At 31.1% G+C, this 11,711-nt stretch carries 9 protein-coding genes and 1 pseudogene; 1 reads left to right on the plus strand and 9 read right to left on the minus strand.

Annotation, left to right across the window (positions count from 1 at the left end):
• Positions 1-5 precede the first annotated feature (5 nt).
• Complete coding sequence (locus BWGOE10_RS33985; protein ID WP_354267861.1) at positions 6-89, plus strand: hypothetical protein; 84 nt, start codon at positions 6-8, stop codon at positions 87-89.
• A 205-nt stretch (positions 90-294) separates the two neighbouring features.
• Here BWGOE10_RS33985 and BWGOE10_RS11635 read toward each other — a convergent pair whose 3' ends face one another.
• The 9 genes and pseudogenes from BWGOE10_RS11635 to BWGOE10_RS11680 form a co-directional block, all read right to left on the minus strand.
• On the minus strand, positions 295-2,124 hold the full coding sequence (locus tag BWGOE10_RS11635) for an FtsX-like permease family protein (RefSeq protein WP_070142985.1): 1,830 nt from the start codon (positions 2,122-2,124) through the stop codon (positions 295-297).
• Positions 2,125-2,140: 16 nt separating this feature from the next.
• The gene (locus BWGOE10_RS11640; RefSeq protein WP_070142987.1) at positions 2,141-2,902 is read right to left on the minus strand and encodes an ABC transporter ATP-binding protein; all 762 of its coding nucleotides are present in this window, start codon (positions 2,900-2,902) and stop codon (positions 2,141-2,143) included.
• Between the two features lie 282 nt (positions 2,903-3,184).
• Positions 3,185-4,261: a sensor histidine kinase gene (locus BWGOE10_RS11645; RefSeq protein ID WP_070142989.1), complete on the minus strand. Its 1,077-nt coding sequence runs from the start codon at positions 4,259-4,261 to the stop codon at positions 3,185-3,187.
• Positions 4,258-4,944 (minus strand): response regulator transcription factor, encoded by a 687-nt coding sequence (locus BWGOE10_RS11650; protein WP_070142991.1) that lies wholly within the window; start codon positions 4,942-4,944, stop codon positions 4,258-4,260. The genes BWGOE10_RS11645 and BWGOE10_RS11650 overlap by 4 nt, the downstream gene beginning before the upstream one ends.
• A 1,110-nt stretch (positions 4,945-6,054) precedes the next feature.
• Entirely contained in the window at positions 6,055-7,077 is a 1,023-nt protein-coding gene (locus BWGOE10_RS11660; RefSeq protein WP_070142993.1) for a sensor histidine kinase, read from the minus strand.
• Complete coding sequence (locus tag BWGOE10_RS11665) at positions 7,074-7,745, minus strand: response regulator transcription factor (RefSeq protein WP_070142995.1); 672 nt, start codon at positions 7,743-7,745, stop codon at positions 7,074-7,076. The genes BWGOE10_RS11660 and BWGOE10_RS11665 overlap by 4 nt, the downstream gene beginning before the upstream one ends.
• 81 nt (positions 7,746-7,826) lie before the next feature.
• On the minus strand, positions 7,827-9,809 hold the full coding sequence (locus tag BWGOE10_RS11670; protein ID WP_070142997.1) for an FtsX-like permease family protein: 1,983 nt from the start codon (positions 9,807-9,809) through the stop codon (positions 7,827-7,829).
• Positions 9,799-10,566 (minus strand): ABC transporter ATP-binding protein, encoded by a 768-nt coding sequence (locus tag BWGOE10_RS11675; protein WP_070142999.1) that lies wholly within the window; start codon positions 10,564-10,566, stop codon positions 9,799-9,801. The genes BWGOE10_RS11670 and BWGOE10_RS11675 overlap by 11 nt, the downstream gene beginning before the upstream one ends.
• A 391-nt stretch (positions 10,567-10,957) precedes the next feature.
• A pseudogene (locus BWGOE10_RS11680) lies at positions 10,958-11,180 on the minus strand (YxeA family protein); the annotation flags it as partial.
• Positions 11,181-11,711: the final 531 nt, after the last annotated feature.

Genomic DNA, 11,711 nt, shown 5'->3' on the forward strand with positions numbered 1-11,711 from the left:
AGTATATTTATTTTTATAACTATAAACGGTTCCAAAAACGACTCAACCACCGAGCTCCGATAGAATATCGAATCTCGATGGCTGCTTAGTCTTTTTAATATTGTCTACTTGACAGGGATAAGACCATGAAATAGTCCGTTCTTAGGGTAAACGATATAATTTTAGAATTTTTACACTAGAACCAATTGTTTATGGATCGTAGTGCTAGTCCATATATTATTTCCAAACCCATTCAGAATGATCAATAAATGAGGTCAGATTATGTTGATATTTCGTATAAATAATATCATTACATTAATTTTCTTTCGGGAGTACAATTCCTTTAAATAATTGAACAGTAATCCAGTAATACATCGAGTAAATTACTATAAAAATAACAAGTGGTAACCAAATGCGAGAGTACGGATCGATTAAAAGAGGGCTAAACATGTTCATTCCAACTAATATATGAGTAATCCCCACAATTGCTGGGAATAAGAATATGAAGAATAACTCTTTATAAATTGATTTTGTTAATAATTCTCGGCGGACACCAATTTTATGAAGCATTTGATAACGTGTTACATCTTTTGATGCTCCCGACAGAACTTTAAACATTAAGCAACTTGCCATCATTGCTAAAAATGCAATTCCAACGAAGAAACCCATAAACATTAGTCCGCTGGCAAAACCATGACTCATAATATATGCTTGATACTTACTATCCAATTCTTCCGCTTTCACATTTTTATATTTTGCTATCTGTAATTCATCAAGTTTTTTCCATTCTTTTATGTATGATCCAAAATCATCTGTTTTTCCCATAAACACAGTACTTTCTTTACCCTTAAACCCATCGTATATGTTTTGATCTACAATTTTCATTTCATAATCAGGATATAAATAATTTGGCTGGATCGTTCTGAAAGCCTGGATCCATTGTTTTGTATATGTCTCTCCTTTAGGCCGTTTTATTGAAAATGCACCAATGGGTAATTCCTCTGAAACTTTCTCTATTTTCATACCTTGTATGAAAGGGCGATTTTTCTCTACATCTTCTTTAAGATAATAAACATACTTATCATCCACTTTGTAATGATATTCTAGTTTTTCTTGAAATAAGATACCACCCAAAATTGTCTTTTCTTCCGCTGTTGGATTATGAATGACTGAATCGTAAATTTGTATTTGATCTGTCATTTTTAGGATGTTGTTTTTAAATGCCATACCACAAGCAATTCCACCAGCACCAAGAGCCACTAAGATTGCTACTGTTGCAAGCACATTTGTTAGACCATTAATGCGGAAATTTAATTGTGCAAAAGTAAAAGCATTGAGGCCTTTTTCACTACGTTTTTTATTACTCTTTAGCTTGTTAATCATAACTGGGAGAAGTGATCCAAATATAAGGTAAGTACCAATGGTTGCTGAGATTAATCCAACGGCCATTAATCCCAAAACAATTAGCGAATTTGCATATGACATATAAATCAGTGATGCATAACCAATACCTAATAAAAGAATACCAAGGAATGCAATTACAACTGTCATTTTTCCTTTTATGGCAACACGTTCTGTTTGTTCATCTGCATGTACAAGTTGCAGTACAGAAATACGAGATAATTTAATACTATTCATAATTGCCGATAAAACAAATAGTGCAAAGAAGAAGACGCAAGTAATAGCTATAGAGGGCAGATAAAATGCTTTATAACCTTCGCCAGCAAACTCGAGTTGTTTCATTAATAGCTGACCGATACCTTCTGCAAGTCCTACACCAATTGTAATTCCAATCAAAAGAGATGTGGCACCTAATATGATTGTTTCGATAAACATAAGTAAGGTAACTTTATGCTTTTTTGCTCCTAACATCATATACATACCAAATTCTTTTTGACGAAGAGCTGATAAGAAAGAGTTTGCATATAAAATATAGAAAAATGTGATAACCGCTAACAAAAAGGAACCAATTTTAAATACAGACACAATATCCCTAATAGAAGAGTTAGATTCAAGGAACGTTTTATTGGATGCTAGCGTTTGAAACATATAAAAAGTTGAAATAGAGACAATAAGACCAACAAGTAAAACAATGTAATCTTGCAACTTACTTTTTAGGCCTGACATAGAAAGCTTAAATAACATGATTGAACTTCCTTCCTTACGCTTTTTGTGTGCCTAAGTTTGCAAGCACGTCTAAAATTTCTTTATAGAATTCTTCACGGGTACCACCGCGATGAATTTCTTTATATAACTCACCATCTTGAATGAATAAAATACGCTGACAGTAACTTGCGCTGTAAGGATCATGCGTAACCATCATAATGGATACACCTTGCTCTTTATTTAAGCTTGTCATGGCATCAAGTAAACTCGTCGCATTTTTAGAATCTAGAGCTCCAGTTGGCTCGTCCCCTAAAATAATTGCAGGTTCATGCACTAACGCACGTGCTGCTGCGGAACGTTGCTTTTGTCCACCAGATACTTCAGAAGGATACTTTTGAAGTATTGCTGTAATGCCTAACATATCAGCTACTTTTTCTACTTTCTTTCCAATATTACGAGATGAAACACCTTGAAGTGAAAGTGGTAGTGCAATATTTTCATATATAGATAAATTCTCTAATAAGTTAAAGTCTTGGAAAATGAATCCTAATTTTTGCGAACGGAAATCAGAAAGCTCACCTTGTTTCATTTTCGTTATATCCGTACCTGCAATTTGAACAATGCCGCCCGTTGCTGTGTCTAACGTTGAAATTACATTTAATAATGTTGTTTTACCAGAACCAGAAGGCCCCATAATACCAACAAATTCTCCCTCTTGAATTGAGAATGATACACCTTTTAACGCGTGTGATTGATTCTCACCTTTTTTACCGTACAATTTTTGAATGTTTTTTACATCTACAACTGGTTTTATCATATATATCCTCCTACGTTTGTTTTTTTATTTCTATAAAATAAGGGTTATTCATATTTGCTACTAACAAAATAGTCGTGTTGCATCTACCTTTTTCATGAGGGTGTCACGATGTATCCACTTGAAAGCTGTAAATAAAATTTTCTTTTTAATTTCTCCTCACTCCTCATCGCTTTGAATACATACATGATAAACTATGAAAATTAGGAAACACCCTGTAAAATCCTTAAGAATTCTTAAGTTTTTATAAAAAAAGCTTATGGAACCTGTAGTTCCATAAGCTTTCTATCTAATTGGATGTTCAACAATAAAGGACATCCAACCATCTTTATATTCTGCATGTATATTACCATGATGAAGTTCAACAATTCTTTTTGAGATAGCAAGGCCCAGACCATTTCCCTGGTCATCTTTTCTTGCCTTGTCCCCCCTGAAAAACCTTTCAAACAATTTATTTGGATCGCTAACAGGCGGTTTCTCGACTTTATTTGACACTTTCAAAATTGCCTTGTTACCTATTAGTTCAAGACATATTGATAATTCAGATGGTTTCATGCTGTACTTTATCGCATTCATAAAGAGATTTTCATATACACGTACCATTTTTTCTACATCTATGAAGATAGGTATTGTTTCTTGTGTGATTGATTTTTGAACGATTAAGCTTTCCTTTTCAAATATAGGAATGTATTCTCCAACTATTTGCTCCAACAAACCTGATAAATCAACTTCATTAAGATTTAACTTAGCATCTATGCCTGATAAACGAGTATATTCAAACAGCTCATCAATTAAATATTTCAGTCTCTGTGACTTTGAATAAGTGGTTTCAAGGTATTCCTGTAATTGTGTGTTACTGTTGTATTGCCCTCTTTTTAATAAATCTATATAGCCAATAATAGATGTTAACGGTGTGCGTAAGTCATGAGATACATTGGTGATAAGTTCATTTTTTGTACGTTCTAATCGTCTTTCTTGTTCAAATGTATTTTCCAATTCCTTGGACATATAGTTGATATTTTGAGCAAGTTGGGTCAATTCGTCCTTCCCCTTAATCCCAATGGTCAAACCCAGTTTTCCATTTGCAATATCATTCACATTATCCGAAATGAGCTTCAAATATACTATTTTCTTTCGAACCAATATCAAAAAAATTATTATAAAGTTAAAGATTGTGAACGCGAATAAGAACAACAATGCCAAATTGAATTCAAACATACCAAATTCTTTGTGTTTTACAAATAATGGATCTATGACGTATGCCAAAATGAGGATTGTTAAACCAAATGAAATAAAAAAACTAACTGCAACAGCACCAAGAAGTTTTATAATAATCTTATTTCTGAAACTAACATTCTTCATATTTTATACCCAATTCCCCAAACAGTTTTAATATAAATGGGATGTTTAGAATCTTCTTCAATTTTGTCTCTTATTTTTGTAATATGCACCATGACGGTATTATCTGATTTATAAAAAACCTCTTTCCAAACTGATTCATATATTTTTGAAACACTCAGGACAATCCCTTTGTTACGGACAAGTAGTTCGAGAATATCAAACTCTTTTGGAGTTAGCCTTGTTTCTTTTCCCCTTACCCATACTTGACGAGTATCTGTATTCACGGTTAAGTCACCAATTTCTAGAATGCTTTTATTATGTTCTATTGACGTATTGTATTTTTTAAACCTTCTTAATTGGGATTTTACCCTAGCGATTAATTCCAATGGGTTAAACGGCTTTGATAAATAATCGTCTGCGCCAGAGGCTAGACCTTGAATTTTGTCTATATCCTCAGATTTTGCAGATAGCATAATGATAGGCATATTGCGATTCTCCCTAATCTTCATGCAAGCTTCAATACCATCCATATTCGGCATCATAATATCTAAAATAATAAGATCAAATTCCTTTTCTTCTAACAGTTGTAAAGCTTCCATAGCATCTTCAGCTTTTTGAGTTTTCAGACCTTCATTTTCCAAATAAACAGAGATAAGATTTCTAATCTCTTTATCATCATCGACAATAAGAATTTTTGACTCCATAGTATTCCTCCATATTTTTTCTCGTATTAAACAGCTAAAGACATAAGCAGGTGATACATTTCTATCTTCTCTTTTTCTTAAGCTTGCAAACGGAAGACAAGAAATAACATAATGTATATACGTAATATCGTTCCCCCTAATATATTGTTCAATATTTACTGCTGATCCATATACAATTAATAAGTTCCCTTCTTCTTTAAATTTTGCTTTTAGTAAAAAAATAAAATCCCCTATTATTTTCCACTAATAAAATAATTGTCTTGAGATTGCTTCTTTTAATTAATTTTTCTGTGAATACACCTGTACTCAGTCCATATTTGACAATGTAATTCACTTTCTTCAAATCAATTCCTTCAATCATTTTGTCTCCAAGAAACCTTGAACTTGGAATGGCTGCACCAACTGATTTTTAGTGCATTATATACAGAAATAAGAAAGCGAATTGTTTTCATACCTAATCACCCCACTGGTTTGAATTCATAATCATACTCTAGAGTCCAAACCTTAAGAAAAAAGGGCAAAAGTTCTTAAGAATTCTTAAGCTTTCTACAGCATTTTGTCATAAGAATATACGGCCACTCTTGAAACGTTCACTACTAAAAGGAGGCTGGTGCAAAGTTTCTTAACAGATAAAAAGTTGGTATGATTGCAGATGGATTTTATGCGATCGTTAGTAATTGATGTAATTCATTGTACACTGAAAAAACGAAGTTTGGTTGTTGCAAAATGAATATGAATATCTAATCCAATTAGGGTTCACCATATCCAAAAAAGAAAATTGTACGTTTGGACACAATTTAGACACAAAACATCCGGTTCCTTGTACGCTAAGGGACCGGATATTTATTTTACTGTTTTATATAGCGTACAATTTCTCGCTTACGAGGTCTGTGTAGCAACCGAACCAAATCTTACGTTAAGTATTAGTGGACATCAAAAATAGTAATGACTAATCCAGATTAACATCCATCCGATTCACAATTAAATATAGCAATATGTTAAATGGCTAAAAAAACAAACGGTATGAAGAGAATTTCTACTCTTTTCATACCGTTTTAAATTTGTTTATAAGTTTCATACGAAATTCGTGGAAAGATGGCAGCATTTCTTTTATAAATAAGACTCAAAAGTTACCATACCTGATAAAGGAAATATTAATGTAACTCTAGTTCCTTTATTCACTTCAGATTCAATGCCAATTTTCAATCCTAATTTTGAACATAGTTTTTCGCATAGATACAAGCCCATTCCTGTACTTTTGCTAAATCTCCTTCCATTCTCTCCAGTAAATCCTTTTTCAAAAACTCTATTTATATCTTTAGTTATTATCCCTACTCCATTATCCTCTATAGTTAGTATTACTGAGTTAGCTTTCTTAATTGAGTATATACGTATCATTTGTTCTTTGTTATTTGAGTACTTTATAGAATTTCCTATTATTTGATTAATAATAAATTCAACCCATTTTCCATCACTATATACGATTTCATCAATATCCTGTATGTCTAATTTTATTCTCTTATGAATAAAATCCCTATAGTTTTTTTTAATTACATTCCTTACTACATTATCAAGGTTGATTGGCTTTATAATATAGTCTTTATTAACGTTATTACTTCGAGAATAATACAGAACCTGTTCTACAAACCCCTCGATTCGATCCATTTGAGAGTCAATTTTATTAGTTACTTCATTTTGATTATTTTCAATTATTAGCTTTGTAGAAGCTATCGGTGTCTTAATTTCATGCACCCATGTCTCTATATATTCTCTGTAATCTATTTGCATATCTCTATAATATTTTACATTTTCATGCATATCTCTACTTATTTCTTTCAGTATAGCGTTAAGCTTTTCCCCATGTATAAAGTTTGCTTCCTTTACTACCTCTGGAAGTAGGTATTTTTTCTCCAAGTTTTCTAATATGCCATTAATCTCATTATAATAATTTTTATATTTTATAAATTCTATAGCCATATATGAAATCAATGGAAAAAACCAAATACAAAAGACAAAGAATATTATAATGAACTGAACATTCGCAGTCAGCAATATACCTGCTAGTATAATAAATACCAGTACATTAGATAGTATTACTAACATTTTATCTTTAATAAATTCACCTATATTCATGGCATTATATACCCTAACCTTCTTCTTGTTGCAATTGGATTTTCTATACCTATCTCTTCAAGCTTTTTTCTTAATCTATTTATATTAACAGTTAAGGTGCTATCATCCACAAAATAATCAGATTTCCATAAGGTTTCCATGAGTGAATCTCTTTTTACAATATTACCGCGATTATTTATTAAGCATGAGAGTATCTTAACTTCATTTTTAGTTAACTCTACAGACTTGTCTTGATAAGTAACTGTTGCATTTGAAAGATTCAAATTAAAATCTCTATAAATTAAGATATTATTCGTCTTTAAATCTCCAGATGTTCTTCTTAAAATGTTTGTTACTCTTGCTAATAGTATTTCTGTATTATAAGGCTTTGTTATAAAATCATCTGCTCCTAAATTCATACTTATTAGTTCATCTACATCACTATCTCTGCTTGTAACCATGATGATTGGAACATTTGAAGTTTTACGTATTTCTCTGCATATATAATAGCCATCGAACACAGGAAGATTTATGTCTAGTAATATAAGGTCTGCATTCTCACTTTCTATATATTCGATAATATGATTAAAATCTGTGGGAGCCTTTACTTCATATCCATACTTTATAAAAAAATTTTGTAATTCTTCTCTGATGATTTCGTCATCTTCAATCAGAATGATTTTTTTCATGACTTTTCCCTCCCTATACAGAATATAAGGCTATTACATCTTGAAAAACAAGGTGTAATAGCCCTAATGAGCATTATAAAATCAAGTATTACTTTTTACAATATCTTTATACCCGACATATGTCGTGTAGAAATATACTACATAAACTACAAGAAATACTAAGCCAGTCATCAATGCTGGTAAAATAATGTCTGTTTGTTGAATTGTGTTAATATAATTATTGACTACATAAATTCCAACTATAGAATGAATTATGGCAAGAATAACTGGAAGACTAAAGTATACGAAAGTTTGAATAAAAATCGTTTTGTCGATCATTGTTCCATTTGAACCAATTCTCTTCAAAGATTTATATCGATCTATGCTATCACTGGCTTCTGATAATTGTTGAAGAGCTAATACAGCCATACTCGTTATTAAAAATACAATACCTATATATATTCCAATAAACAGTACGATAGTTTTCAATCCCTTACTTCCTGCACAAACTTCATCCTTTGACATGCCTGCTATACGATTAATATTTAATTTCGGGCCATTTTCGTCATAAAAGCCCCGTGCAACGCTATCATATTTTTTATTATATTCTTCTCTATTTTCATCTAAATAATTTACATTAAGTACGGATGCAGTAATTTTGTAGCCTGATAAAAACTCATCATTTATAACGATTGTGAAGTAATTAGTTCGCACATCATAAGTGTAAAGATTCTCTTGTATAACTTTAGCGTTTTTTACCAGATATTCTTTTTCTTTAATATTCACCTTATTGCTATTTTTTAATCTTTCATTTGTCGAATTAACCAACCGGCTTTCATTTGATAAAAGTAAAATTTCATTGTTATTTAAAGTGATTTCCTTTTCACCTTTAAGATTTAAAATTTTATTATAATCAGATACTTTAATGAAATCTATATCGTTATTATAATCTTTACCTTCTGGTACAAAGTCCACCACTTCCATCCCTGTTCGATATACATTATAAGATACATATTTTTCGTTATTACTTATTTTAAAATTAAATTTATTTAATACGTCTTCTATAGTGTAACTTTCATCCTTATTCTCCAACGTAATACTGGCATCAAATGGTGTTACTTCTTTCATTGTTGCGTCCATCATTCTGTTAAAGCTGATTCCTGTAGATAAAGCCACCATTGTAAGGAATAACATTAAACAGATTAAAGACATGGATATAAAATTTGTATTAACCTTACTATTTATTTGTTTGATGATAAATATATTTAACCCTTTAAAATAGACTTTTTTATTCTTCTTTACAACATATAATATAAATCCAGATAAACTAAAGAAAAACAGCAGTGTACCTAATATGCCAAGAATGATTGATACCATGAGCATAGGATTATTATAATTCAATCCGATTTTTAGTACAGTCACATATGCATATCCAAGTGATGCTACACACATAATAAATGTGATTACATAGATAAGAGGATTTCTAAATTTTACATCTTCGTTTTTTCTACCTGCTGTTAACAAATCAATTATTTTGTATTTAGAAACAACATATACATTAAATAACATAACAAGCAAAAACATGATTCCAAAGTATAATACGCTTTTACCTATAGCACCTGTTGAAATTGCAAATTTATATTTATTGATGGGCAAGTCAAATAACTTTAATGCAAATGTAGATAATCCCTGTGATACTCCAATACCTATTATAAGCCCACTCACTAAAGATATAATACCAACTAGAAATGTCTCTGTTACTAATATTCTGGATATGTTTCTTCTTCCCATACCTAAAGTCATGTATATTCCTAATTCTTTTTTACGTTTTTTGATTAAGAAATTATTTGCATACAATATTAAACCACCTAATATTACGGATACAAATACTGACACATTTGAGATAGCGTTCATTACTGTAGGCACATACTTTCTATCTGAAGCGTTAATTTCCATAAGTGCCTTTTGTGATTCTATTGAGTTAAAGCTATAAAATATACAAACAGCCAGTGTTAGTGTTAAGAAATATATTGCATAATCTTTAAGACTTTTCTTTACATTCCCAATAGCAATCTTAGAGTACATTATTATCGTCACCTCCAAGAAGGGTTATAACTTCGATAATTTTAGTAAAGAATTCTTTTCTAGAATCATTCCCTCTTACCAACTCGATAAATATTTTTCCATCTTTAATAAAAAGAATTCTACGAGCATAGCTTGCTGTAAATGCATCATGAGTAACCATAAGTATTGTAGCTTTTAAATCCTTATTTAGACTTTCAAATCTTTCAAGTAATAATCTAGCTGATTTAGAATCTAACGATCCTGTTGGTTCATCTGCAAGTACTAAAGATGGATCTGTTACGATAGCTCTTGCCGAACCAATCCTTTGTTTTTGTCCGCCTGACATTTGATAAGGGTATTTGCTTAATACTTGTTCAATGTCTAAATATTTTGCAACTGCTTGTATTTTTCCATCAATTTTTGAACTTTTCTCACCTTTTATTGTTAACGCTAGGGCAATATTTTCATAAGCAGTAAGGGTATCTAATAAATTAAAGTCCTGAAATATAAACCCTAATTCATTTTGTCTAAACTTATCTAGTGACTTTGATTTTAACCGAGTAATGTCACTATTATTTATTATTATTTTTCCCGTAGTAACATTATCAATAGTTGATATACAGTTAAGTAATGTAGTTTTGCCACTTCCTGAAGGCCCCATTATCCCAACAAATTCTCCCTCATCTACCTTAAAACTAATATTATCTATAGCCTTTGTTACATTATCTTTATTACCATAATATTTTTCAATTTTTTCTACACTTAATATATTTCGCATTAATACTTCTCCTTTTTCATTATAAAAATTCTTTAATTCCCATTCATTTATGTAATTCATTTTATATAATTTCATTTATAGTATCGATGGAATTACATTTCATTAACATTACATTTTTGTTATATTGAGCGATACCTCTACATGTAAGTTATCAGAAAATGCGATGGTATAAGTAAGGATTATTCGATGCCTTACCAAAGAGGCAGATAAATGTAGGGGTATCGGTTCTGGTGCAAAAACGATAAGACTTATGTAATTAGTGGAAATAAACAAACTGGTTACGGCGTAACAACAGCTCTATTTAAAAGACATGGATTCATAGTCATTTCAGAAAAAGATTTTGAAAACAGAAAAGGATTTGACCGTTAAGGCCAAACCCTTTTTATTTTTATTATTTCGCAGCTAGTTTTTCTTTCACTTTCGCAGGAATCTCGTCCTGCTTCACTTCTTCCCAACCTGATACATCTTCTTCAACTTTTTTATCAGAGTAGTAGACGCGTAGGAATGCTTCTTTGCGAAGGTTTTTTTGAGTATTGAATTCTAATTCTTTTTTCTTTACCGTCTTTATCAAATCCAGTTAAATTATAATTAAAACGTTTTGATGTTTCTCCGTTACCAATCAAAATACGTACAGATTTTAAATTCGGATGGTTTGCTAGAGTTTCGTTAAAGTGTTGGTGGTACGCTTTATTGGAAAAGCCCTAATTTACTTCTTCATATTCCTTCATAATTTTATAAAAGGTGTTTTTCTTTAGTTCTAACATTTCCATAAATATAACAGCAGTTATTTCTCCATTCTTCCATTTCATTATAGCAAAATTTGCAAATTCTCTCACAAGTATCAAGAACGAATAGTATTTTTTACTCTTGGGGGTAGTTAACATTTTTAAGTTGATGGGCATGGGGTCACATCACACATCCATCAACTTAAGGTATATTTCCATACAAAATGTTGTCTTTTCACGAGTCTTTTATTATTTTTTATAGATATCATGAAAGTAGGCACATCAAATAAACCCTGACGGGTTTCAAATTTTTCGCTATGCTACTTGATGAGCAGAAGTGGTATACTCATACACAACACCCAAAATATCAAAGACTGTTTTTTTCTCATATCTGTGGGATTTTCGTCCGTTTCGCTGTAG

This window comes from Bacillus mycoides (assembly GCF_001757995.1).
In the GTDB taxonomy this organism is placed as follows: domain Bacteria; phylum Bacillota; class Bacilli; order Bacillales; family Bacillaceae_G; genus Bacillus_A; species Bacillus_A mycoides_B.